This is a genomic window from Aeromonas sp. S19(2024), from assembly GCF_041402625.1.
GTDB lineage: Bacteria > Pseudomonadota > Gammaproteobacteria > Enterobacterales > Aeromonadaceae > Aeromonas > Aeromonas caviae.
The window spans coordinates 460,557-484,130 of the sequence record NZ_JBGLQU010000002.1; the positions used below are offsets into that span (position 1 = coordinate 460,557).

General features: G+C 60.6%; 28 protein-coding genes. 20 read left to right on the plus strand and 8 right to left on the minus strand.

Annotation, left to right across the window (positions count from 1 at the left end; translation table 11 throughout):
* Window positions 1–217: 217 nt before the first annotated feature.
* From pdhA to ACB037_RS06460, 5 genes are all read left to right on the plus strand, one after another.
* Window positions 218–1,306: a pyruvate dehydrogenase (acetyl-transferring) E1 component subunit alpha gene (gene pdhA, locus ACB037_RS06440; protein ID WP_041214862.1), complete on the plus strand. Its 1,089-nt coding sequence runs from the start codon at window positions 218–220 to the stop codon at window positions 1,304–1,306.
* Entirely contained in the window at window positions 1,303–2,289 is a 987-nt protein-coding gene (locus ACB037_RS06445) for an alpha-ketoacid dehydrogenase subunit beta (RefSeq protein ID WP_042864128.1), read from the plus strand. Before pdhA ends, ACB037_RS06445 begins: the two co-directional genes overlap by 4 nt.
* A 94-nt stretch (window positions 2,290–2,383) precedes the next feature.
* On the plus strand, window positions 2,384–3,484 hold the full coding sequence (locus ACB037_RS06450) for a dihydrolipoamide acetyltransferase family protein (protein WP_010675312.1): 1,101 nt from the start codon (window positions 2,384–2,386) through the stop codon (window positions 3,482–3,484).
* Window positions 3,485–3,690: 206 nt separating this feature from the next.
* Window positions 3,691–3,900: a cold-shock protein gene (locus ACB037_RS06455; RefSeq protein ID WP_005302803.1), complete on the plus strand. Its 210-nt coding sequence runs from the start codon at window positions 3,691–3,693 to the stop codon at window positions 3,898–3,900.
* Between the two features lie 77 nt (window positions 3,901–3,977).
* The gene (locus ACB037_RS06460) at window positions 3,978–4,289 is read left to right on the plus strand and encodes a hypothetical protein (protein ID WP_104454402.1); all 312 of its coding nucleotides are present in this window, start codon (window positions 3,978–3,980) and stop codon (window positions 4,287–4,289) included.
* Here ACB037_RS06460 and ACB037_RS06465 read toward each other — a convergent pair.
* Window positions 4,276–4,524 carry a TIGR02647 family protein gene (locus ACB037_RS06465; RefSeq protein WP_010675310.1) on the minus strand — a complete coding sequence of 83 codons (249 nt, stop codon included), beginning with the start codon at window positions 4,522–4,524 and terminating at the stop codon, window positions 4,276–4,278. The genes ACB037_RS06460 and ACB037_RS06465 overlap by 14 nt on opposite strands.
* A 246-nt stretch (window positions 4,525–4,770) precedes the next feature.
* Between ACB037_RS06465 and ACB037_RS06470 the strand changes: the two genes are divergently transcribed.
* Window positions 4,771–5,319 (plus strand): hypothetical protein, encoded by a 549-nt coding sequence (locus tag ACB037_RS06470; RefSeq protein WP_010675309.1) that lies wholly within the window; start codon window positions 4,771–4,773, stop codon window positions 5,317–5,319.
* Window positions 5,320–5,413: 94 nt separating this feature from the next.
* Window positions 5,414–5,806 carry a DUF2750 domain-containing protein gene (locus ACB037_RS06475; protein ID WP_010675308.1) on the plus strand — a complete coding sequence of 131 codons (393 nt, stop codon included), beginning with the start codon at window positions 5,414–5,416 and terminating at the stop codon, window positions 5,804–5,806.
* An 89-nt stretch (window positions 5,807–5,895) separates the two neighbouring features.
* Here the strand turns inward: ACB037_RS06475 and ACB037_RS06480 are convergent, their stop codons facing one another.
* Together ACB037_RS06480 and ACB037_RS06485 are read right to left on the minus strand one after the other, a co-directional pair.
* The gene (locus ACB037_RS06480) at window positions 5,896–7,701 is read right to left on the minus strand and encodes an extracellular solute-binding protein (protein ID WP_180344759.1); all 1,806 of its coding nucleotides are present in this window, start codon (window positions 7,699–7,701) and stop codon (window positions 5,896–5,898) included.
* 135 nt (window positions 7,702–7,836) lie between these two features.
* Window positions 7,837–8,730 (minus strand): EamA family transporter, encoded by an 894-nt coding sequence (locus tag ACB037_RS06485; RefSeq protein WP_010675306.1) that lies wholly within the window; start codon window positions 8,728–8,730, stop codon window positions 7,837–7,839.
* A 178-nt stretch (window positions 8,731–8,908) separates the two neighbouring features.
* Between ACB037_RS06485 and ACB037_RS06490 the strand changes: the two genes are divergently transcribed.
* Complete coding sequence (locus tag ACB037_RS06490; protein WP_010675305.1) at window positions 8,909–9,097, plus strand: hypothetical protein; 189 nt, start codon at window positions 8,909–8,911, stop codon at window positions 9,095–9,097.
* Here the strand turns inward: ACB037_RS06490 and ACB037_RS06495 are convergent.
* Window positions 9,094–10,284 (minus strand): HD-GYP domain-containing protein, encoded by a 1,191-nt coding sequence (locus ACB037_RS06495; RefSeq protein ID WP_041213169.1) that lies wholly within the window; start codon window positions 10,282–10,284, stop codon window positions 9,094–9,096. The genes ACB037_RS06490 and ACB037_RS06495 overlap by 4 nt on opposite strands.
* A 172-nt stretch (window positions 10,285–10,456) precedes the next feature.
* Between ACB037_RS06495 and rsuA the strand changes: the two genes are divergently transcribed.
* Entirely contained in the window at window positions 10,457–11,149 is a 693-nt protein-coding gene (gene rsuA, locus ACB037_RS06500; RefSeq protein WP_039040228.1) for a 16S rRNA pseudouridine(516) synthase RsuA, read from the plus strand.
* A 101-nt stretch (window positions 11,150–11,250) separates the two neighbouring features.
* On the opposite strand, the gene ACB037_RS06505 is transcribed toward rsuA, so the two are convergent.
* Window positions 11,251–12,153 (minus strand): DMT family transporter, encoded by a 903-nt coding sequence (locus tag ACB037_RS06505; RefSeq protein ID WP_139736367.1) that lies wholly within the window; start codon window positions 12,151–12,153, stop codon window positions 11,251–11,253.
* A 290-nt stretch (window positions 12,154–12,443) separates the two neighbouring features.
* Here ACB037_RS06505 and ACB037_RS06510 point away from each other — a divergent pair, with 290 nt between their 5' ends.
* Window positions 12,444–14,081, plus strand: coding sequence for a peptide ABC transporter substrate-binding protein (locus ACB037_RS06510; protein WP_180344753.1), 1,638 nt, complete (start codon window positions 12,444–12,446; stop codon window positions 14,079–14,081).
* Between the two features lie 10 nt (window positions 14,082–14,091).
* Window positions 14,092–14,634 carry a phosphodiesterase gene (gene yfcE / locus ACB037_RS06515; RefSeq protein ID WP_139736369.1) on the plus strand — a complete coding sequence of 181 codons (543 nt, stop codon included), beginning with the start codon at window positions 14,092–14,094 and terminating at the stop codon, window positions 14,632–14,634.
* Window positions 14,635–14,677: 43 nt separating this feature from the next.
* On the opposite strand, the gene ACB037_RS06520 is transcribed toward yfcE, so the two are convergent.
* The 3 genes from ACB037_RS06520 to flgA all read right to left on the minus strand — a co-directional run bounded on the left by ACB037_RS06520 (window position 14,678) and on the right by flgA (window position 16,111).
* Window positions 14,678–15,094: a flagella synthesis protein FlgN gene (locus tag ACB037_RS06520; RefSeq protein WP_180344754.1), complete on the minus strand. Its 417-nt coding sequence runs from the start codon at window positions 15,092–15,094 to the stop codon at window positions 14,678–14,680.
* Complete coding sequence (gene flgM / locus ACB037_RS06525) at window positions 15,091–15,411, minus strand: flagellar biosynthesis anti-sigma factor FlgM (RefSeq protein ID WP_042864123.1); 321 nt, start codon at window positions 15,409–15,411, stop codon at window positions 15,091–15,093. Before flgM ends, ACB037_RS06520 begins: the two co-directional genes overlap by 4 nt.
* A 94-nt stretch (window positions 15,412–15,505) precedes the next feature.
* On the minus strand, window positions 15,506–16,111 hold the full coding sequence (gene flgA / locus ACB037_RS06530) for a flagellar basal body P-ring formation chaperone FlgA (protein WP_045524230.1): 606 nt from the start codon (window positions 16,109–16,111) through the stop codon (window positions 15,506–15,508).
* Window positions 16,112–16,348: 237 nt separating this feature from the next.
* Between flgA and ACB037_RS06535 the strand changes: the two genes are divergently transcribed.
* The 9 genes from ACB037_RS06535 (at window position 16,349) to flgH (ending at window position 23,550) form a co-directional block, all read left to right on the plus strand.
* Window positions 16,349–17,260, plus strand: a complete 912-nt coding sequence (locus ACB037_RS06535) for a chemotaxis protein CheV (RefSeq protein WP_010675296.1) — start codon at window positions 16,349–16,351, stop codon at window positions 17,258–17,260.
* 17 nt (window positions 17,261–17,277) lie between these two features.
* Window positions 17,278–18,102, plus strand: a complete 825-nt coding sequence (locus ACB037_RS06540) for a protein-glutamate O-methyltransferase CheR (RefSeq protein WP_010675295.1) — start codon at window positions 17,278–17,280, stop codon at window positions 18,100–18,102.
* A gap of 61 nt (window positions 18,103–18,163) precedes the next feature.
* On the plus strand, window positions 18,164–18,565 hold the full coding sequence (gene flgB / locus ACB037_RS06545; RefSeq protein WP_010675294.1) for a flagellar basal body rod protein FlgB: 402 nt from the start codon (window positions 18,164–18,166) through the stop codon (window positions 18,563–18,565).
* Window positions 18,562–18,981 (plus strand): flagellar basal body rod protein FlgC, encoded by a 420-nt coding sequence (gene flgC / locus ACB037_RS06550; protein WP_005329775.1) that lies wholly within the window; start codon window positions 18,562–18,564, stop codon window positions 18,979–18,981. Before flgB ends, flgC begins: the two co-directional genes overlap by 4 nt.
* 90 nt (window positions 18,982–19,071) lie before the next feature.
* A complete protein-coding gene (locus ACB037_RS06555) occupies window positions 19,072–19,809 on the plus strand; it encodes a flagellar hook assembly protein FlgD (protein ID WP_045524147.1) in 738 nt (245 codons plus the stop codon).
* Window positions 19,810–19,819: 10 nt separating this feature from the next.
* Window positions 19,820–21,166 carry a flagellar hook protein FlgE gene (gene flgE / locus ACB037_RS06560; protein WP_139736370.1) on the plus strand — a complete coding sequence of 449 codons (1,347 nt, stop codon included), beginning with the start codon at window positions 19,820–19,822 and terminating at the stop codon, window positions 21,164–21,166.
* Between the two features lie 146 nt (window positions 21,167–21,312).
* Window positions 21,313–22,059: a flagellar basal-body rod protein FlgF gene (gene flgF, locus ACB037_RS06565; protein WP_010675291.1), complete on the plus strand. Its 747-nt coding sequence runs from the start codon at window positions 21,313–21,315 to the stop codon at window positions 22,057–22,059.
* Between the two features lie 14 nt (window positions 22,060–22,073).
* Window positions 22,074–22,862, plus strand: coding sequence for a flagellar basal-body rod protein FlgG (flgG, locus tag ACB037_RS06570; RefSeq protein WP_010675290.1), 789 nt, complete (start codon window positions 22,074–22,076; stop codon window positions 22,860–22,862).
* A gap of 16 nt (window positions 22,863–22,878) precedes the next feature.
* Complete coding sequence (flgH, locus tag ACB037_RS06575; protein ID WP_010675289.1) at window positions 22,879–23,550, plus strand: flagellar basal body L-ring protein FlgH; 672 nt, start codon at window positions 22,879–22,881, stop codon at window positions 23,548–23,550.
* Window positions 23,551–23,574 lie beyond the last annotated feature (24 nt).

Consider the following 23,574-nt stretch of genomic DNA (forward strand, 5'->3'; position numbering starts at 1 on the left):
GGCGGTGATGGGTATGATCCCGAACTCGATATGACAGGGAGCCTGAACAGGCTCCCTTCTTTGTTTCTGCTCGCCGAAAATTCCGATTACCTTCGAAAATAAAAGAAGTTTCTACTGGTCTTACCTGGATGAATCTCGTTGCCCTTTGATTAACATGTTGTTTACATTTTAAATGTCACCTCATGGTGGTGACGCTGACAACGGCAAGGAGCCAGTTATGACCCATGTCGACATCCCCTTCCTTCGTTACCTCGATGAGGAGGGGCGCCCGGTCGCGACACTGCCGACCTGGCTGGACAAGGCGATGCTGCACACCTTCTACCGCAACATGGTGATGGTGCGCAGTTACGACAAGAAAGCGATAGCACTGCAGCGAACCGGCAAACTCGGCACTTTTCCCTCCCATCTCGGGGCGGAAGCGGTGGGGATCGGGGTCGGGCTCGCCATGCAGCCAGAGGATGTCTATGTGCCCTACTACCGGGACATGCCCACTCTCTACGTGAGGGGCGTGCCCATGGAGCAGAACCTGCAGTATTGGGGCGGCGATGAACGGGGCAGCGTCTTCTACAAGGCCGATGGCGAGTTGTCGGAAGACTTGCCCATCTGCGTTCCCATCGCCACCCAGATCACCCATGCTGCCGGCATCGCGGCCGCCTTCAAGCTGCGCAACCAGCCCAGGGTCGCCGTGGTGACCATCGGCGATGGCGGCACCTCCAAGGGAGACTTCCTTGAGGGGCTCAACTGTGCCGGTGTCTGGCATCTCCCCATGGTGATGATCATCAACAACAACCAGTGGGCCATCTCGGTGCCGCGCAAGTTGCAGTCGAGCGCGCCCACCCTGGCCCAGAAGGGCATAGGAGCCGGGGTGCGCAGCCTTCAGGTGGACGGCAATGACGTGGTGGCGGTCTATGAGGCGACCCGCGCCGCCGTCGAGCGGGCTCGCAGCGGCAAGGGGCCGACGCTCATCGAAGCCGTCAGCTACCGGCTCGGGGATCACACCACCGCCGATGATGCGACTCGCTATCGTGACGGCGCCGAGGTGGAAGCGGCCTGGGCCAGGGAACCGGTCAAGCGGCTGCGCCAGTTCATGTTTGAACGGGGCTGGTGGGACGAGCAGCAAGAACAGGCGCTGCTGGCAGAGGCGGGCCGGGAAGTGGAACGCGCCGTTGCCGCCTACGAGGCCATCACGCCCCAGGCGCCGGAGACCCTGCTCGATTACCAGTTTGCCGAGCTGCCGAAGGCCTATCTTGCCCAGCGCCAGCGCATCATCGCCAAGGGTATGCAGCAGAGCGGGGAGGGACTATGAGCGATATCACGCTGCTCGAAGCGATCAATCTGGCGTTGCACCACGAGATGGCACGCGATCCTGATGTGGTGGTACTGGGGGAGGATGTGGGGGTCAACGGCGGAGTGTTTCGCGCCACCGTGGGGCTTCGCGATAAATTCGGGTTCAAGCGGGTCATCGATACGCCGCTGGCCGAAGGGCTCATCGCCGGGGTGGCGGTGGGCATGGCGACCCAGGGGCTCAAACCCGTGGCCGAATTCCAGTTCCAGGGCTTCATCTTCCCGGGCATGGAGCAGATCATCTGCCAGGCGGCGCGGATGCGAAACCGGACCCGTGGCCGCGTCACCTGTCCTATCGTCTACCGCTCCCCCTATGGTGCCGGCATCCATTCACCCGAGCACCACAGCGAGAGCGTCGAGGCCCTGTTTGCCCATATCCCCGGGCTGCGGGTCGTGATCCCTTCGAGCCCGAAGCGGGCTTACGGCCTGCTGCTGTCGGCCATTCGGGACCCGGATCCCGTGATGTTCTTCGAGCCGGATCGCATCTATCGCTCCATGAAGTCGGATGTGGTGGATGACGGCGTCGGCCTGCCACTGGATGTCTGCTTCACCCTGCGTCCCGGCCGGGACATCACTGTGGTGGCCTGGGGAGCCTGCATCCAGGAAGTCATGCGTGCGGCGAACCTGCTGGCGGAGCAGGACATCCAGTGCGAGGTGCTGGATCTTGCCACCATCAAACCCCTGGACATGGAGAGCATCCTGACCTCGGTACGCAAGACCGGGAGGCTGCTGGTGGTACACGAAGCCTGTGGCAGTTTCGGGGTGGGTGCCGAAATCGTGTCCCAGGTGACCGAAGAGGCGATGACTGCCCTCAAGGCGCCGCCAAGACGCCTCACCGGCGTGGATGCCGCCGTCCCCTACTATCGCAACGAGGAGTATTACCTCATCACCGAGCAGGAGATCGCGCAGGCGGCTCGGCAACTGATGGAGAACCAGTGGCTATGACGCACGACAGGTACGGATGCGCAAGTGCCTGGGCCACAGGGCTCCATGGTGTCTGTCAATGTTTGGTGATGTCCCAGCAGAGGGAGAGCAGGTCATGAAATTTTTCAAATTGCCGGATCTGGGCGAAGGACTGGCCGAGGCCGAGATCGTCGAGTGGAAGGTGAGCGCCGGTGATACGGTGCAGGTAGATCAGGTACTGCTGTCGGTGGAGACAGCCAAGGCGCTGGTGGATGTGCCCTCACCGGTGGCCGGGGTCATCGCCAGATTGTGCGGGCAGGAGGGGGACATCCTCCACATCGGGGCACCGCTGGTGGAGTTTGAAGGGGGCGAGGATGACGGCACCGTCGTTGGCAAGGTCAGCGCCCATCAGCAGCATATCGAGGATCATTTCGTGGTGGGGGCCATGGCGCCCGGCGGCACGCTGGTGCAAGCCATGCCAGCGGTACGTCTGCTGGCGCAAAAACTGGGACTGGACATCGACAAGGTCAAGGGAACCGGCAGCGCTGGCATGGTGACCGAGCAGGATGTGCAACAGGCGTTCGAGGCCCAGCAGGAGAGCGGCAACGAATTCCTGAAAGGCTCGCGCCGGGCCATGGCCAAGGCGATGGAGCTCTCGCACCGGACTGTGGTGCCGGTGAGCATCACCGACGAAGTGGACTTGCGCCACTGGCGCCCGGATGAAGATGTGACGGTGCGCCTCATCAAGGCGATCGGCGTGGCGTGTCGGGCCGAACCCTCCATGAATGCGTGGTTTGACGGAGAGACCCTGTCGCGGCGCCTGTTCAGGGAGGTCAATGTGGCCATCGCGGTCGACTCCAAGCATGGGCTCTATGTGCCCGTGATGGAGAACGTGGCAGAGCGGGACCCGGCTGACATACGGCAGGGGCTGGATCGGATGATCGCCGATGTGAAGGCCCGTGCCGTGCCGCGGGAAATGCTGCAGGGGGCAACCATCACCCTCACCAACTTTGGCGCCATCGCTGGCCGTTACGCCAGCCCCATCGTCACACCACCCCAGGTGGCCATCATAGGAGCGGGCAAGTTGTTCGAGAAGGTGGTGTTCATCCACGGCGAGGCGCGCCCGGTGCGTGCACTTCCCCTGTCGATGACGTTTGACCACAGAGCCTGCACCGGTGGAGAGGCGGCTCGCTTCCTCAAAGCCCTGGTTCAGGCACTGGAGTCGGCACAGGTCTAAACCGCTGTACCCCGCCGCTGGCGGGGTACAAATTTGTTTGCGTAATCGACAAAGGCACGTATAATCTCAACCAGCTTGAAAGGGCGATAGTTATGTCAATGAATATGATGTTTTACATCTTTTCCTGTTGTTCATAAGTAATCCCGTTTTTTGAGCTTTATCCGCTGAAAAGCATAAGTAATTATTTTGAATACAGGTTTAAAGATATGTCTAACATGATCACCGGTACCGTTAAGTTTTTCAACGAAACCAAAGGTTTTGGCTTCATCCAGCAAGAAAACGGCCCGGACGTTTTCGTTCACTTCAGCGCTATCCAAGGTAACGGCTTCCGTACCCTGGCTGAAGGTCAGCGCGTACAGTTCTCTGTGACCCAAGGTCAAAAAGGCCCGCAGGCTGAGAACGTAACTGCTCTGTAATTCTTGCAGAATTTAAGAAAGCCGTGGTACCTCTGGTGCCACGGCTTTTTGTTTTCATGGCTTCATCAATACGCGTCATGGCCCTGCTCTCCTCCCTTTTGCTGACCGTGGCGTTGACCGGTCAGGCCAGCCCGCCAGCGCCGGATCCTGCGGTGAATGATGCCGTGTCCGTGTGCCAACAGTTTGTACATGTTCGCCTGGGAAACGCGGTGAAACCCGATGAGATCAGGGTACAGCCGGTGCCAAAACGGGCGGGAGAGTGGCTGGTCGATGGCAAGATAAAAGGACCCGAAGGTCCTTTGCTGTTTGCTTGTCTGCTGCGACAAGGAGAGCGCTGGGAGTTGCTCAACTTCTCGCTCTGGGCACCACAACCGCTCAATTCGGCTTGAGTGCAACCAGCAGGTGTTGGAGATGCTCCAGCATGGTCATGCCGAAAGGGGTCAGATAGCCGCCATCTGCTGCGGTGATCAGGCCCTGGCTGTGCAGGCGCGCTGCCGCCTGGCAAAGCGCTTCCGACATGTCGCTGCGCAGCTTGATCCCCAGGCTCATGTTGGCCGGATCAAAACACGCCAGTATTTTCAGCTCATTCACAAAATCGTCAGAAACCTGGTTGATCCCACTCATGGATGCACTCCTTACGCTAAAGATGTATGCAACCTAGCATCCCCGGTGCCTCTTTAGTGGGCGCTGGCTCAAACAATTGGCCTTTATCGGGGCCGCTCTGGTTCAAACGCTGCTTTTTTGGACGCTATCTATCACCGGCCCGGCTGGACGCAAACGCCCCCAGCAAGGCAAACATGCTAGAATGGCACCCTCGTTCACCCTCATGACCAGGCGTGATGCCAGGTCATCTTGTTCAAGGCGCGTCTCATGATCACTGTTACTCTGGTCTCTCTGCTGCACTCTCTGGGTCCCCGTTTTCCTGTTTATGCTCCCTCCTTGCTGCTCCCTCTCCTGGCGCAACATCAAGGAGATCTCTGGCTGCCGGCCATTCGTGGGGAAGACGTGACAACCCTGCGCCAGCATGGCAAGGATGCCCAGAGTCTGGCTACCTTGTCGGCAGGCTGGTGTGAATTCGCGGCCCAGAGCAAAGAGACGCCGGAGCTCGATGCGCTGGCAAGCTACGATGAGGAGATGCTGGACAACCTGCAGATGTACTGGCGCCACCCGAGCAAGATAAACAGCCCGATCACCGATAACCTGTTCGAGCTGCGCCGCGAGGTGGTGGACGAGGCCCATGGCGGCAAGCTGGTTGCTGCCTGGAGTACCGCCCAGCAAGCACGGCTTGAGCAGATCATGGTGGGGGTCGCTGCGGGGCGGGATCAGCTCTGCTTTGTGGAAGTGGAGTCCGCCTATTGGCTGAGGGAGCGACTGGGTGAGACCGCGGGACTCCGGCTGTTGACCCCCGAGCTGGGGTGAGGCGATGGAAAGACGGATGACCCATTACTCCTGCTGGACAAGGGGTCGGCAAGATGTGAACATGTCGCCCTTTAATGAACGAGAGACTTGACCGATGAGCTATGAACTTAGCGACACCGAGCGCAATGCCGCGCTGCAACTGAACGCCGATTACCGCTTTGATCACTTCATCAGCAAGCTGGTCGAGCACGAAGAGCTGTTTGTCCTGACCGACGAACACGGCGTCATGATGCTGACGACCGAAGAGGAAGACTGCATCCCGGTATGGCCGCATCCCGACTACGCCAAGGCCTGGGCCGAAGGGGAGTGGGCCGAGTGCAAGCCGCAATCCATCACCCTCAAGGTGTGGCTGGATCGCTGGGTGGACGGCATGGAGCAGGATGATCTCTGCGTGGCCGTGTTCCCGACGCCGGATCAGGAAGGCATTGTGCTGGACCCGGCCGACGTCGCCGACGCCATTGCGCAAAAGCAGGCCAAACGCGGCTGAATGCCCTCTGCCTGGTGCCATCCCGGTTGTAACAAAGACCCCGCCAATGTGCGGGGTCTTTTGTTTTGGGGCTGACGGTGCCAGCTGCCCTATTTCTGTTGGTAGGTGGTATCCGTGATGGTCACTGGCGGGAAGGTCTGCCCCCCTTTGATGGCGGCCCGGGTCTGCGCCTTTGCCGCTTCGTCAATCCAGAGCAGGCCGCCGAAGCTGTAACCCGAGTTGGAGCCGTCGAGGGGCCAGTAGAGCAAGTCGCTCTGAGGGGTTGCCGGCACCTTGGGCAGGCGTATCCAGCGCCAGGCGCCGGCCCGGGTATAGGGCACCTGATAGGCGGGGACGAAGCTGGCGAGCTCATAGAGTCGCTGCTGGATCTGGCGGGAGAGGTCGGCCTTCTTGCCGAAATCGAACGCCTTGTCGTATTGCTCCACCAGGGCCGAGATCCTGTCGTCATCGATGTTCATGATGTTGTTGGTCTGGGGCTTGTTGGCATTGACCCTGTGGAAGTGTTCCCAATAGGCGGGATAACGACCACCGCTCCAGGCCATCCAGGCACTCTGGTGTTTTTTCTCCAGCATGGATTTGAAGCCGGCAGACGCATCCATCAGATTGAGCTCGAGGTTGAGCCCCGCCTTTTTCGCCTCTTCCCGCAGCAGGGTGAGACGCTGGGCATGTTCCGCCGTGGTGTAGGTGATGCTGAGGGAGAGGGGCTGGCCCTTGTCGTTTCGCAAGATGCCATCCGGTCCGGTCTTGGTAAAGCCCGCCTTGGCAAAGAATTCGCGAGCAAGGGCGGGATCGAAGGGGCGCGCCTTGAGGTCGGTATTGGTGAAATCTCCCTGGCCCGAGCCATAGGTGTTGAGACGCTGGTAGTCCCCCCGCAGCAGGGTCGCGATCATCTTGTCCAGGGCGAGGGCGTGCTGGATGCCGAGTCTGACGTCGAGATTGCTCAGCAAGGGATCGGCGGTGTTGAGATAGAGCCCCATGGGGGGCTGAGGCGTCTGGTTGTAGAACCAGAGCCGCTCGATATAGCCCTTCTCGAATTCGGCGGTTTTGCTCTTGTCATGCCACCAGTTGGGCATCACGAGTGGGAAGGTGTCGAGCTCACCGCGCAGGAAGTGCTGCCAGGCGATGTTCTGATCCCTGAGCACCTTGATCTCGATGCGATCCGGATTGAAGCGGTGCTGGAAGTAGCGCTCGTCGTTCCCCCACCAATCCTTGACCCGGTCGAAGGTAACCGACTTGCCCTTCCTGAGCTCGCCAATCTGGTAGGGGCCGGTGACCGGCAGCACCTTCCAGTTGTACTCCTTGACCCAGTTGGCGGTCAGCTTGATGGCGTGGCTGGGCTCCGGGGTGAAGGGGAGAGCTTCGAGCAGATCTTCCCGGCTCTTCTCGGTGCCGCTGGTGATGGCGAGGGTGTGATCGTCAAACTTGGTCACTTCGCTTATCTGGGTGCTGTAGTAGTTGTTGTACCAGGGGTCGTTGATCTCCTTGCTGCGCATCATCTTGAGGGTGAAGACCCAGTCATCCGCAGTGACGGGCTGGCCGTCCGACCAGCGGGCCTTGGGGTTGATGCGAAAATAGAGCGTCTTGTTATCCGTGCCGAAAGCCCACTGGTTGGCCAGCATGGGGATGGGATTACGCGTCACGGGATGGGTGCTCAGGAGCGGCAGGTTGGTCTCGCGCACGTAGGCTGCAAAACCGCCGTTGGAATCCGGCCCGTATTTGCGCAAGGTGAGCGGAAAGCTCGACATGAAATCCCGGAAGGTGCCGCCTCGCTTGGCCTCGGGGTCTGCATAGACGGGGTCGGTGTCGTTGCTCTCCCATTTGAGATCTGCCGGCAGGGTGGCACTCCAGCCGAACGGGCTCCAGCAGAAGGGGAGCAGCATGGCCGTGACCCGCATGATGCCTGGTAAAGAGGGGATGATCGAAAGTGACGGATGACGCATGTCCTTGCTCTCCTGATGATGGCGTCCTGCCGAAATAACGGGGTGGGCCCAAGAGGGCCTGACCCATGATGGGAAGTTTCCCGGGCGAGGTCAATCCTCGGTTTGGGTCTTCAAGAAGCGCATCTTGCCCCCCAGCAGATGCACCACGAAGCCGAGCAGTACCAGACCCGAGCCCAGCCATTGCAGGGGAGTGGGGTGTTCATCGAGCAGCAGGGCGGCGGCCACCATGCCGACACAGGGCACCAGCAGGGAGAGGGGGGCAACCTGGGCCACCGGATAGCGCATCAGCAGCCTCCCCCACAGGCCATAACCGAGCCAGGTGGCGATAAACGAGAGATAGAGCACGCACAAGACGCCCTGCCAACGGATGTTGAGCAGGCTGCTTGCGATGAGTTCGGGCCCCTCGAACAGCCAGGAGAGCGCGAAGAAGGGCAGGATGGGCACCAGCCCGCCCCAGGCGACCAGGCTCGGCAGAGAGGTGCGATAGCGCAGACCTATCTGGCGATTGATGACGTTGCCGAGGCCCCAGCAGGCGGCTGCGCACAGCGTCAGCACAAATCCGATGAGGGTGAGGTTGCCCTCGCCATGGGTGGCAATGAGATAAAGACCTGCTCCCGCCAGCGGCAGTGCTACCCAGTGGTGGGGCTGCCAGCGCTCTCCCAGCCAGATCATGGCGAACAGCAGGGTGAAGACCACCTGGGATTGCAGCACCAGGGAGGCCATGCCGGCGGGCATGCCGAATTTCATGGCACAGAACAGGAAGGCAAACTGGCCCAGGCTGATGGCACCGCCATAGGCCAGCAGCCAGCGCCAGGGCATGGCAGGCCTGGGAACCAGCAGAATGGCGGGGAAGACGACTCCGACGAAACGCAGTGCTCCCAGCAGCAGTGGGGGGATGCCTTCCAGCCCCCACTTGATGGCAACGAAGTTGAGTCCCCAGCAGAGAATGACCAGGGCGGCCAGACACTTGTCCTTGGTTTGCATGCAGCATCCTTGTTTGAGCGGCGCCGGCACGGCAGGGCGCCGAAGGGGTCGAGCATACCTGCTACAGGGTGGGCACCGTCAAGGGCGCAGGTGTCTGCCGGGCGAGTGCGGGCGGGCTAAGCTAAAAGTGAGAGCCCGGATTGACGGGCTGGCGTCGATGGCTGACCGGAGGTATTCCATGAGCGACCATACCCTGCTGCCCCATGGTGAAGACTTGCGCCGCGCGGTGCGCTGGCTCAGCGAACACCATCAACACGACATCCGGGCCATCGAAGAGGCCTGCCTGCGCTTCGATCTCTCCCCGCTGGATGAGGAGTTCCTGATTCGCCATTGCCGCGAGCAGCCGCCAACAAGCCGGACAGGTTAGACGAAGTTGGCCAGGTTGATGCCAAACTCCTTGGGGTCCACCGTGCTCTCTATGGTCTCCTGAACCCCGTTTTTGGCGAGATCCAGCCACTGCACCTCGAGATAATGGCGATGGCCTGCGTGATAGATCACCTTGACCACGGGCTTGAGCGGTTGCTGTTCGTTGCGCTGCATCACGATGGCCAGGCGCTGGTTGGAGAGCTGCACCAGGGTACCCACCGGATAGACCCCCATGCACTTGATGAACCTGGTTACCAGGTCGGCATCAAAATGCAGATCAACCCCCTTGAGCAGAATGCGAAACGCCTGGGTTGGCTGCATGCCCTGTTTGTAGACCCTGTCTGCCGTCACCGCATCGTAAACATCGACGATGCCGCTCATGCGGGTGTAGAGGGAGAGCTGATCCCCCTTGAGGCGCCGCGGGTAGCCGGTGCCATCGATCCGCTCGTGATGGTTGGCGGCCACCTCCAGCATGATGGGGGTGATGCCGGCGGTGGCGGCCAGGATGTCGTGGCTGTGGACCACGTGCTCGCGCATCACCTCCAGCTCCTCATCGGTGAGCTTGCCCGGTTTGTTGAGCACCTCGTCCGGGGTCATGATCTTGCCCACGTCGTGGAGCAGGCCACCCAGGGTCAGCTCCTTGAGCACGCTGCGATCCAGCCCCAGGTAGCGGCCGAAGTTCGCCAGGAGGATGGCGACATTCATGGAGTGCTCCATCAGGTAGGCATCCTTGGCACGGATCCGCGCCAGACAGAGCATGGCATCGCCGTGGGTGAACATGGTATCGACCATCTCTTCGGCCACGGCGGCAAGGGGCGTGATGTCGATGGGCTCACCGGCCTTGAGATGGCGAATGAACTTGCCCTGGAGTTCGCGCGCTTCCTGATAGAGCCGACGGATCTTGAGCTCGCGCCCTTCACCACTGCCGATCTGACGAGAGGAGCCCGCCCCGTTTGTCACCACATCCGCCGGGCTTGCCGTGCCCCCTCCCGGCAGCTTGCTGCGGGCAAGATCCACCCGCACCGTCAGCACGCCACGCCGGATCAGCGCCTCCACCTGCTGAGGGTTGGTCACCATGCCCGTCTGGGCAATTTCCATGGCGCCGGTCTGGCTGGCAATGGCAATGACGTACATGCCAGGTTTCAACTGGCTGACGGGGATGACGGGGTGAGACTTCGTCGGCTTCATGGGTACATCCTGGGCTTATTATTATGTGTGATGTCGGTCTGCTGACGGCAGTCTATCACTGGCACATCATGGCGTCAGGCGCCATCTTGAGTCCCTGTCGCTTAGTACTGGTGTTGTCGGGTCTGACCGATATAATGTCGCCCCCAATCATGATGGATTCCGAGGTTTTTGCATGCGGCTCGACAAATTTCTTTGCGATTGCTCCGATTTGACCCGTTCCCAGGCGGGCAAGCTGATCCGTCAGGGGGAAGTGCTGGTAGACGGCGTGCTGGTCAAGCAGCCCGCCTTTCACATCAATGAGCAACACCAGATCGAGTTTGACGGTGTGACCTTGACCCTGAACCTGCAGAATCGCTACTTCATGCTGCACAAGCCGGAAGGATATGTCTGCTCCAACGAGGACCCGGATCACGCCACCGTGTTCCACCTGCTCGACGAGCCGGCCATGGGCAAACTGCATGTGGTGGGGCGCCTCGATCTCGATACCACCGGGCTGGTGCTGATCACCGATGACGGCCAGTGGTCCCATCGCATCACGTCGCCCCGGCACGAGTGTGCGAAGACCTACCATGTCTGGCTGGCTGATCCCGTGAGTGAAGAGGCTATCTCGCTCTTTGCCGACGGTATCTACCTGCGCAACGAGAACGACAAGACCCGCCCTGCGGAGCTGGAAATCCTGGACGAGCGGGAAGCACGCCTGACCATCCACGAGGGCAAGTATCACCAGGTGAAGCGGATGTTCGCCGCCATCGGCAACAAGGTGGTCGGGCTGCATCGGGAACGCATCGGCGATCTGGCTCTGGACGATGAGCTGGCACCGGGGGAATACCGGGAGCTGACCGAAGAGGAAGTGGCTCTGTTCTAGGGGCGCGATCGCCTCTCTCCCTGTCCGGCACGGGGGAGCATCGGCGGCTCAGTGCCGCCGATGGGCGTGTTGGTACTTCCTTCTTGCAGGAGAGACGGGGCTCAGTTCCCCATTCCCAGCACCAGGGCCGTGCCCAGGGTGGCCAGCAGGGCTCCGGCCCAGGCGGGGAGCGAGGGACGCATCCCCGAGTGCCACCACAGCAAGGGCAGCAGAATGACCGGTGTGGTGGAAGACAAGATGGCCACCATGCCCACATCTCCCTGACGCAGGGCCACCAGGATCAGGGTCATTCCCAGCGTCATCGCCAGAAATCCGTTGATGCCTATCATGCCGAGCACCTGCCGGTTGATGGGGTTGTGCGGCATGGCGAGCGGCAGGCGAAGTGCCCGCAAGACGCAGTGTGCCAAGAGGGCGCTGCCCATGCGCACGCCGGAAGCGCTCACCGCGTCCACGGTGCCGCTCATCATCACCGGCTTGGCGATGATGGCTCCGAGGCTCTGGCACAGGGCTGCGGTGAGGCCAAGGGCTATGCCGACCACGAGGCGGCCGCGCACCAGCTCCCATTCGTTCTGCGGGTTGTCGCCACGACGACCAAACAGGATGGCGAGCATGACCCCGGCCAGGACCAGCAAGGCGCCTGGCAGGCGCCAACCATCGAGCCGCTCGCCAAAGAGCCAGAGCCCGAGCAGGGCGGAGAAGAGGGCGTGGCAGGAGAAGAGCAGACCGCTGCGCCTGGGGCCGAGTCGGTTCATGCAGGCAAAGAGGGCGGTGTCGCCGACGAAGATGCCGATGAGGCCGGAGAGGGCCAGCAGGGGAAGGGCGCTCTCGGTGAGGGTCTGCCAGCCTCCCGTCACCAGACTTGCGCTGGCCAGCATCAGGCTGACCAGGAACATCCGCCAGCGGCTGTAGGCAAAGGCCCCCAGATGGCGAGCCGGTTTGACGGAGATGAGGGCGGCGATCGCCCATAAACTGGCGGCAGCCAGCGCCAGCCATTCGTAACCCATAAAGACCCCTGAAACGGTAGACGACAACCGGACTTGCAGGCGACACATCGCCCCGGGCCGATTGCCAACGGGGCAGGGGAGTGCGCCTTCTGGCGATTGCGCCCACCCGTGGCGGCCGTGTCGTCATAAAACCTTGAAAAAAATAGCCCGAAAGACTCCCTCTATCGGGCAGGCCCGATACAATACGGGTCGTCTTCGGGGATAACAAGCGCGGCATGATGCATTCGGTTCCAGGCGCGCCGCCGGCCTTCCCCTCATTGCAGTCAAAAGAATTGAACGAGGTTGATGTCATGTTTTACCGTTTCGCCGCCAGGCCAGCCCGCCGCTGGCTCTCTCCCTTGCTGTTCGGGTTGATGGCGGTGCCGCCGCTTCAGGCCACTACCGTGGTGCAGCAGCCCGTGCTGTCGGACAGGCAGACCCTGGTCAAGGGCAATGGCGCCGAACCCGAGTCCCTCGATCCGGCCCTGATCCGCTCCGGTTTCCCGGGGGAGGTGGTGCTGGTGGACCTGTTCGAGGGGCTGGTGAGCGAGGATGGTCAGGGCAAGATAGTGCCCGCCCAGGCCCAGCGCTGGGAGACCAGCGAGGATGGGCTGGTGTGGCGCTTCTTCCTGCGTCCCCAGCTCAAATGGTCCAACGGCGAGCCCCTCACCGCCCGGGATTTCGTCTACGCCTGGCGGCGGCTGCTGAACCCGGCGCAGGCTTCCCCCTCCGCTGGCCTGCTGCTGGCGACCGGCATCAACAATGCCCAGTCCATCTATGCCGGGGCGCTCGACCTCGATGCCCTGGGGGTGGAGGCAGAAAGCGACCAGATCCTGAAAGTGACCCTGGAGCGCCCCGTTCCCTATTTCCTGCAACTGGTCAGCCAGCGCCCCTTCGTGCCGGTCAACGAGCGGGTCATCGCCCAGTTTGGCAAGCAGTGGACCCAGCCAGGCAAGATGGTGAGCAATGGCCCCTACAAGCTGGCGAGCTGGGTGGTGAACGAGCGCATCGAAGCCGAACGCAACCCCCAGTACTGGGATGACGCCCATACCCGGATCCAGCGGGTGACCTACCTGCCGATCGCTTCCCAGCATGGGGAGCGGCTGCGTTACGAAGCGGGGGAGATCCAGCTCACCAACAAGGTGGCGCTGGAGTACTACCAGAAGACCATGCAGGAGGCACCGGAGCGGATCTGGGGTCTGCCGCTGCTTGGCACCTATCTTTACACTTTCAATCTCAATCGCCCCGAGTTGCAGGATGTGCGGGTGCGCCAGGCGCTCTCCATGGCCATCGATCGCCACCTGCTGACCGAGAAGGTGAGCGGCCAGGGGGAGCGCTCAGCCTGGTCACTGCTGCCCGCCATGCCGGGTTATGACGAGCTGGATATCCCCCTCTCCCGGGAAGACCAGCCGACCCGATTGGCCCGGGCCGCCGCGCTGTTGACCCAGGCGGGCTACAACAGCGCACATCCCCTCAGGCTGACGCTGACCTACAACACGTCGGAGAACCACAAGAAGCTGGCCCTGGCGGTGGCGGCCATGTGGAAACCGCTGGGGGTCGAGGTCTCCCTCAACAACATGGAGTGGAATGCCTATCAGGTAGCCAAGGACAGTGGTGATTTCATGCTGGCTCGTTCATTTTTGTTTGGTGATTATGTCGAGCCGTCGTCCATGCTTGGCAGTTTCCGCTGCCAGGATCCCCAGAACGAGAGCGGCTACTGCAACCCCGCCTTCGATGGTCTGCTGCAGCAGGCCTCCGAGACCCTGGATGCCAACGCCCGGTCCGGGATCTATCATCAGGCCGAGCAACTGCTGATGGAGGAGGTGCCCGTCATCCCCGTCTATCACTACAACCAGATGCGACTGGTGGACCCGGCACTGCGCGGCTTGCCGAGTCGCAACCTCAAGGGCGCCATCGCCACCAAGGATCTCTATTTCAGCCAGCCATGAGGAGTGTGGAATGAAGATTGCCATTATCTCGGATCTGCACGGCAGTCTGACTGCCCTCGAGCAGGTGCTGGCGCAACTCGCTCCCTGGCAGCCTGATCACTATCTGCTGCTCGGGGATCTGCTCAATCACGGGCCGCGCAATCCGGTGCCGGAGGGGTATGATCCTGCAACTGTGGCGGCAAGGCTCAACGAGCTGGCCCCCCGCATCATGGCGGTGCGTGGCAATTGCGATTCGGAGGTGGACCAGATGCTGCTCCATTTCCCCATCACGGCGCCCTACAACCAACTGCTGGTGGATGGGCGGCGCTGGTTTGTCAGCCACGGTCATCTCTATGAGCCCGGCAACGTGCCCCTGCCAGCAGGGAGCCTGTTCATCAGCGGTCATACCCATGTGCCTGTGCTGCGCCAGGAGGGAGAAATGATCCTGATGAACCCGGGGTCTATCTGTTTTCCAAGGGGCGAGTGGGTGGCCAGTTATGGGCGCTATGACGAGGGCTGCATGAGCATCCATGCCTGCAAGGATGGAGAAACCCTGATGCAGCTGGTGCTCTGACTAGGGGCTGACAAGGAGAGAAAATCAGAAGGGGGAGAGGAGATCAGGCCTTGATCCCGAAAGAGCGGGTGCCTGAGCGGGTATTGCCTTTGGCGTCATAGGTCAGGGAGCTGCTGTCTCTGAGCTTGCTGAGGAAGCTGGCGAGACGGCGATTGGAGACAATGCTGAGTTCGAGCAGACGTCCATTGAGGTTGTTCTGCTCCTGACAGGCTTCCAGCTTGGCTTGAAGGGCCTGCAATTGGATCGGGAAGGCGCCCAGCTGTTGCTGCAAGTCGGGTAGCTCTGCCAGAGTCTTGTCCAGCATCTCGATGGCCACCAGCAGTTGTTGCTTGCGATCGGCGAGTGCCGGCAAGGCAAGGGCCCGGTGAGCCTTGAGGAGGTCGAACTCCTCTGCCAGCAAGCCTTGCATCTGGGAGAGGTTGTCGTCCTGAGCGCGCAGCAGCGAAGGGAGGTCCATCATCCCAACCGTTTATCCAGATCGGCTTCGAAGCTGAACATCTTTCTGGCCACGGCTTCGCTGTTGACCTTGTACTCCCCACTGGCCACGGCCTTCTTCAGGCTCTCGACGCGGCTCTCGTTACCGGTGGAGGCGGTGTTGAGGGTCTTCTGCATCTGTTGCAATTGCTGCGCCTCACTGGTCAAGGAGACAGAGTCGCTCTTGACGGTCGTCGCACGGCTGCTCTCGCTGGAGGTCGCCGACTTGGTGGCTACACCTTGGCTGTTGCCGCTGTTTTGCAGGCGGTTGTTAGCCAAGTTGTTGATATTGTTGATAGCCATAAGGTTTACCTTCGTCTGCTTTGCTGTTCGCTTACCTGTGTATCGGTGACGGCGGTCAGAACTTTAGAAAAAAATTGCGCAGTGCATTCCTGTGTCAGAATGTCACGACCACGGAGCCCACTGCACTGACCTGGCCTTGCACCGTTCTGCCCGAGCGCGTGTTGACAAGCCGGATCATGTCTCCGAAGCTGCCATCTTGCAAGGCGCGGGCCATGGTTTTGATCTGCATGCTGCTGTTTTCGGCGCTCAGGGTGACCTGGTCCCCCTTGCAGACCACGCATACCTGGGTGAGCCTGATTGGCTGACCCGGTTTGAGCTCACGCTTGCTGCGTACCCCGATGAGGGCGGTCGGGTCGGTAAGGTAGTCGCCACGGATCAGGGTCTGATCCTGGTATGCCAGGGTCAGCATGGGTTCACTCAGAATATCTCCCTTGGCAACCGGGACGGTGACGGTGACATAGGGTTTCTGGATACTGACCCGGACCGGTAGATAGAGATCCCAGGATTTCTCTCCCTCGCACTTGAGGTAGACGGTGGTGTTGCGACGGATCTCCATCCTGGCGGGGAGGGAAATGGTGAGGGCATCTTCGCAGCGCGTGAGGGGGAGGCGCTCGTCAATGGTACCGGCCTTGACGTCGGCCTGTGCATCGAGGGGAATATCGAGCTGGTCGAGCACGAACGCCTGTGCCTGTTCTTGCAGATAGTCGGTGACCTCGGACGCCATGGCGTGAGACAGACTGCAAAACGGCAGTAAGATAAGGAAAAGTCTACTAATCATTTTTGCTTACCGGTCGATAAGTTATTCACGTATACCACCGTAGTTAACTATGCTTGCTCCAGAATTATTCGATTGTTGAAACAACGATGATCTGATGCAAGCCAATGTGCATGCATAATGACATGCACGATCAGTGCCAAGCATTTTTAGGGAGTGTTTATGGCGAGTATTCTGGACTCGGTCAACCAGCGAACCCAGCTAGTGGGACAAAACAGGCTGGAGCTGCTGTTGTTTCGTCTCAATGGACGTCAAAGATTTGGCATCAACGTATTCAAGGTACGCGAGGTGCTGCAGTGTCCCCCTCTGACCGTCATGCCCAAGCTCAACTCCTGCATTCGCGGCGTGGCACATATCCGTGGCCAGACCATCTCGGTGATCGATCTCAGCATGGCGATGGGCAAGCGCCCCATCCAGGACCTCTCCAAGTGCTTCATCATCATCTCCGAGTACAACCGCTCCATTCAGGGGTTCCTGGTCCACTCGGTCGAACGCATCATCAACATGAACTGGGAGTCCATCCTGCCGCCACCCAAAGGGGCCGGTCGTATCAACTACATGACGGCGGTGACCGAGGTAGATGGTGAGCTGGTGGAGATCCTGGACGTGGAGCGCATTCTCAACGAGATCTCGCCGGTCTCCACCGAGGTGTCCACCGAACTGGTGGAAGCAAGCGTGGAGCGCAATCCTCACGGGCGTCCCGTGCTGGTTGCGGACGACTCTTCGGTGGCGCGCAAGCAGGTTCAACGGGCACTGGAGGCTATCGGGGTACAGTGCGTGCTGGCCAAGGATGGACGGGAAGCGCTCAACATGTTGCTGGAGATGTCCAAGAACGGTCCCATCAAGGATCAGATAGCCCTGGTCATTTCGGACATCGAGATGCCGGAGATGGACGGTTATACCTTCACCGCCGAGATCCGCAACAATCCCAACCTCAAGGATTTGCATGTTATCCTGCACACTTCCCTCAGTGGGGTGTTCAATCAGGCCATGGTGCAGAAAGTCGGAGCGAACAATTTCATTGCCAAATTCCAGCCGGATGAATTGGCCAAGGCCGTACAAGGCGCTCTCTAATCAAGAAGAACAACTGCATGAAGACACTTTCGGACGACTTATACAGGCAATTCAGCAATTTTCTGGCGCAACAGAGCGGCATAGTGCTGGGTGACAACAAACAGTATCTGGTCAAGAGCCGCCTGTCGCCCTTGATGACTCAGTTTGGTATCGAGAGTCTGTCTGATCTGGTCACCCGGGCGATGAGCGTGCGCGAGCGGGAGCTCAAGATGGCGGTGGTCGATGCCATGACCACCAACGAGACCCTGTGGTTTCGCGATACCTATCCGTTCCAGCTGCTGAGCGACAAGATTTTCCCGGAGCTTGGCAAGAGTGGTCGTCCCATCAAGATATGGTCTGCCGCCTCTTCATCCGGGCAGGAACCCTACTCCATCGCCATGACGGCGCTGGAGCAGCAAGTCAAGCGACCGGGTACCTTGCCGGGCGGGGTGCAGATAGTGGGGACCGATATCTCCAGCACCATGCTCAACCAGTGCAAGGAGGGGGTCTACGACAGCCTGGCGCTGGCTCGCGGGCTCTCCCCCGAGCGCAAGCGACTCTTTTTCGAACCCTGTGGCGACAACAAGATGCGGGTGGTGGAGCGTGTCAGAAAATTGACCAGCTTCCGTCCCCTCAACCTGCTGGAGAGCTACAGCCTGCTCGGCAAGTTTGACATCATCTTCTGCCGCAACGTGCTCATCTACTTTGCGCCCGAAGTGAAATCCAAGATCCTCAACCAGTTCGCCAGCAGCCTCAATCCTGGCGGCTACCTGATGCTGGGGGCCTCCGAGTCTCTGGCCGGCCTCACCGACAAGTTCGAGATGATCCGCTGCAACCCCGGCATCGTCTACAAGGTCAAATAACCCTGCTCAATACCCTCTTGGCACACCTCTTGCTAAATATTCATGAAGCAGGAGGTGTGCTATGGCAATTTCATTCGACAAGGCATTCGGTGTTCATCAGTACACGCTGAGCGTGCGCGCCAAGCGTGCCGAGGTGTTGTCCAGCAACATCGCCAATGCGGACACGCCGGGCTTCAAGGCCCGTGACATCGACTTCTCACAGGCGTTGCAGGATGCCCAGGGCCAGCAAGGGTTCGGGCTCAGCACCACCAGCGAGAAGCACTTCGCCTTGCAGATGGATACCCCGGGCACGACCCAGTACCGCAATCCCCTGCAACCGGATACCGGTGACGGCAACACGGTGGACGTGCAGCAGGAGCGCAGCGAGTTCCTGCGCAACAGCCTCGAATACCAGGCCTCCCTTGAATTCATGAACAGCAAGATAAGCGGCCTGCTCAAGGCACTGAAAGGAGAGCAAGGATGAGTTTGTTCAAGGTCTTTGACATTGCAGGCTCTGCCATGAGCGCGCAGTCCGTTCGCCTCAACACGGTGGCGAGCAACATGGCCAACGCTGACAGCGTCAGCTCCAGCGTGGAAAAAACTTACCACGCCAGGCGGCCAGTCTTTGCCGCCCAGCTGGATCAGGCCATGTCCGACAAGCAGGCCTCGGTCGGGGTGGATGTGAAGGGCATCGTCGAGAGTGATGCGCCCCTGCTCAAGGAGTACAACCCGAATCACCCCATGGCGGACAAGGATGGCTTTATCTTCAAGCCCAACGTCAACATGGTGGAAGAGATGGCGGACATGATAGCGGCGTCGCGCAGCTACCAGACCAACGTCCAGGTGGCCGATGCGGCCAAGAAAATGTTGCAGCAGACCCTGGGTCTGGGCAAGTCCTGACAGAGGTGAACCCGGATGAGAGTGACCCGTGATCGCCTGCCAGGCGGCAACAATCGGCCCAGTGGGCACGCCCTAGAGGGGGGAGCATAAGTGGCAGATACCTATGACAGCCTGCTGGGCGTCAACCGGACGACGTCGGCCCAGACCAGTACGGTCAACACCAGTACCCAGAAAAAGGAGCTGGATCAGGAGTCCTTCCTGAAGCTGCTGACTATGCAGCTCTCCTATCAGGATCCGTTCAAACCGGTGGACAACGCCCAGATGCTTTCCCAGATGACCTCGATGTCGACGTCTCAGGGGATCAGCAGTCTCTCCACCCAGATGGAGAGCCTCAACAGCCTGATGACCTCCAGCCAGGCGCTGCAGGCCTCCGCGCTGGTGGGGCAAAACGTGCTTATCCCGTCCAACACGGGTTACGTGGAGAAGGGAGGCACCCTCACGGGGGTCATCGCCACCGGCGATGGTGGCAGCAACATCAAGGTGACGGTGAAGGACGAGAGCGGCCAGGTCATCAGGGAGTTCGCCATTGAAGGGAGCCACAAGGGGAACGTGGCCTTCGAATGGGATGGCAAGGACAAGTCCGGCAACGAGGCCAAGAGCGGCAAGTATTCGATAGAGGCGCATGCCACCGTCGACGGCAAGTCGGAGAGCGTCCCCGCCCTGACTTACGCCAAGGTGGAGAGCGTCACCCTGGGAACGAGCACCAACCCCAGCACCCTCAAACTCAAGGGACTGGGCGGCATCTACCTGACCGATGTATTGGAAATTGGCGCGACGACCGGCAAGACCACCACCCAGTCGGCTTCGTCCTCTAACGCAGTGATCTAAGGAGAAAGACATGTCATTCAACAATGCCCTCAGCGGCATCAATGCGGCTCAAAAAGACCTGAACGTCACCGCGAACAACATTGCCAACGTCAATACCACCGGCTTCAAGGAGTCCCGTGCCGAGTTTGCCGACGTCTACGCCAACTCCATCTTCGTCAACGCCAAGACCCAGGTCGGCAACGGGGTGGCGACTGGCGCGGTGGCCCAGCAGTTCCACCAGGGCGCGCTGCAATTCACCAACAACGCGCTGGATCTTGCCATCCAGGGCAACGGCTTCTTCGTGACCTCGGACGGTCTGACCAACCTGGATCGCACCTACACCCGTTCAGGCGCCTTCAAGCTCAATGAAAGCAGCTACATGGTCAGCAACTCCGGCGGTTATCTGCAGGGGTACGAGATCAACTCTGACGGCACCCCCAAGGCGGTGAGCATCAACGCCACCAAGCCCATCCAGATCCCGGACAAGGCCGGTGAGCCGGTGCAGACCACGACGGTCGAGGCTGGCTTCAACCTGCCTTCCAGCACGAAAACGCTGATGGATGTCAATGCCTCCAAATTCGATCCCACTGACTCGACCACCTACTCCTCCTCCACCTCCGTGGTGGTCTATGACTCCCTGGGCGAGCCACACACCATCACCCAGTACTTCACCAAGGAAGCGGATCCGGCCGATCCTACCCAAGCGGCGGTGCCGACTGCCTGGCGCATGTACCTCTATGAAGGGGACAAGCCCATCGACATCGTAGGCGGTACGGCCACCACCATGGCGACCGGTCTGAGCCAGGCTCCCCTGAGCGCCCGGGTGACCTTCGATGCCTCCGGCAAGATGGTCACACCCACCACCCCGGCGGTCATCAAGACGGAACCCCTGGGGGCGACAGGGGCTGGTATCATCACCAATGGCGCCGATGGCACCCAGGAGATTGAGTTCAAGCTTGGTACCGTGACCCAGTACGCCTCCCCCTTTGAAGTGAGCAAGCTGACCCAGGACGGCTCCACAGTCGGCCGCCTGACCAAGGTGGAGATCGGGGCGGATGGCATAGTCTCCGCCACTTACAGCAACGCCACCACCGTCAAGGTGGCCATGGTGGCCATGGCGAAGTTTGCCAATGCCCAGGGTCTCACCCAGGTCGGCGACACCTCCTGGCGCCAGTCCCTGCTCTCTGGCGATGCCTTGCCCGGCACCCCGAACTCCGGCACGTTCGGCTCCATCAAGTCGTCGGCACTGGAGCAGTCCAACGTGGATCTCACCACCGAGCTGGTCGACCTCATCACCGCCCAGCGCAACTTCCAGGCCAACTCCCGTTCCCTGGAAGTGAACAGCTCCCTGCAGCAGAACATACTGCAGATCCGCTAAGACGGCGGGTAGTTGGCAGGGGCGCTTCGGCGCCCCTTGTCATTTCCGTCCCGCCTCATTTCCTCCTTTCATTCCGTCTTCGTCATCTCTCTTGGCATTCAACTTGCAGTTGAGCTGTGAGAGTCATCTGTTTGACGGAGGATCCCATGGATCACCTGCTTTACATCGCCATGTCCGGGGCCAAGGAGAACATGAACAGCCTGGCTGTTCGTGGCAACAACCTTGCCAACGCCAACACCATTGGCTTCAAGTCTGACTTCGAGCAGGCGCGCAGCATGCAGGCGTTTGGCGAAGGGCTGCCCACGCGGGTGTTCGCCATGACCGAGCGGCCGGGCCAGAACCTGCAGCACGGCATGCTGATGACCACGGGTCGGGATCTTGACGTTGCCGTCGATGGGCCGGGCTGGATTGCGGTGCAGGATCCCAACGGCGCGGAAGCCTATACCCGCATGGGCAACCTGCAGCTCAATGCCACCGGCAATCTGCAAACTTCTACCGGTCTGAATGTGGTGGATGATGCCGGTCAGCCCATCGTGCTGCCCCTGCCCATGGAGAAAATTGAGATCAATCGTGACGGTACCATCAGCGGCCGTCCCGAGGGGGCAGCCGCCAACCTGCCGGAAGATTTCCAGCGTATCAAGCTGGTCAACCCGGCGGCAGATGCGGTGGAGAAAGGCCAGGACGGCCTGTTTCGCCGCAAGGATGGCCAGAATGAGGCCGCGTCTGCGGATGTGGGCCTGATCGCCGGCTCCCTTGAGGGGAGCAACGTCAACGTGGTCGACGAGATGACCAACCTTATTCGCTTGCAACGTCAGTTTGAAACTCAGGTCAAGATCATGAAGACCGCCGAGGAGAACGACGAGGCACAAACCCAGCTGCTGCGTATCAGCTAATCAAGGAGCACCCCATGAATCCTGCACTCTGGATCAGCAAGACCGGCCTCGATGCCCAGCAGACCAACATCTCGGTCACCTCGAACAACCTGGCGAACGCCAGCACCGTGGGCTACAAGAAGGCGCGGGCCATCTTCGAGGATCTGCTTTATCAGAACATCAACCAGCCTGGCGGTCGCTCCTCGGCGGACACCGAGCTCCCTTCCGGCCTGATGCTGGGGGCGGGGGCCAAGGTGGTCGCCACCCAGAAAAACCACAGTCAGGGCAACGTCCAGACCACGGACAACTCCCTTGACCTGATGATCAGTGGCCGCGGCTACTTCGAAATCCAGCTGCCCGATGGCAGCGCCGCCTATACCCGCAACGGCCAGTTCACCCTGAACGACGAGGGGACTATCGTCACCCCGGGCAACGGTTACCCGTTGCAACCGGAGATCCAGATCCCCGAGAACGCTCAGAGCGTCACCGTGGGGGAGGATGGCCAGGTCTCCGTCCAGCTCAAGGGGGATGGCCAATCCCAGGTGGTGGGCCAGATCAACACCACGGACTTCGTCAACCCCACCGGCCTGCAGCCCATGGGAGAGAACCTCTTCCTCGAGACCCAGTCCAGCGGCGCCCCCATTCAGGGGACTGCCGGTGCGGACGGGCTGGGGGTGATCAAGCAGGGGATGCTGGAGACCTCCAACGTCAACGTGACCGAGGAGCTGGTCAATCTCATCCAGGCTCAGCGGGTCTACGAGATGAACTCCAAGGTCATCTCCGCCGTCGACTCCATGATGTCCTTCCTGACCCAGCGGACCTGATGAAAGGAGTGTCATGATGAAAGCCATATGGATGCTGGGACTGCTGACGCTGGCGGGTTGCACCAGTACCCCCAATACCGCCAAACCGGATGACCCGGATTTCGCCCCCGTCTACGGGGAGTCGGAGCCGGTGTCGGTGCGCCCGACCGGCGCCATCTTCCAGCCCGAGCAGGTCAACGGCATCTACTCGGACATCAAGGCGCACCGGGTGGGTGACATCATCACCATCCAGTTGGCGGAGTCGACCTCGGCGTCGAAAAAGGCCAACACCCAGAGCGGCAAGGACAACAAGCTGGCGCTCGACCCCGTCACCCTGGGTGGCGTGCCGGTCACGGCGGGGCCCTACGATCTGTCGGCCTCCATCGGCCAGAACAGTGCCTTCAAGGGGCAGGCCAAAGCGGATCAGAGCAACAGCCTGCAGGGCAACATCTCGGTCAGCGTGGTCAAGGTACTGCCAAACGGCAACCTGCTGGTGCGCGGCGAGAAGTGGATCATGCTCAACAATGGCAACGAATACATCCGTATCACCGGTCTGGTGCGCCCGGAGGACGTGAGCTCGGAAAACAGCGTCTCCTCCCAGCGGGTGGCCAATGCGCGTATCTATTACGGCGGTACCGGGGATCTGGCGAACACCCAGGAACAGGGCTGGCTCACCAGCTTCTTCAACGGCCCCTGGTGGCCCATTTAAGACTCAAGAGTCCGGGGCGTTCAC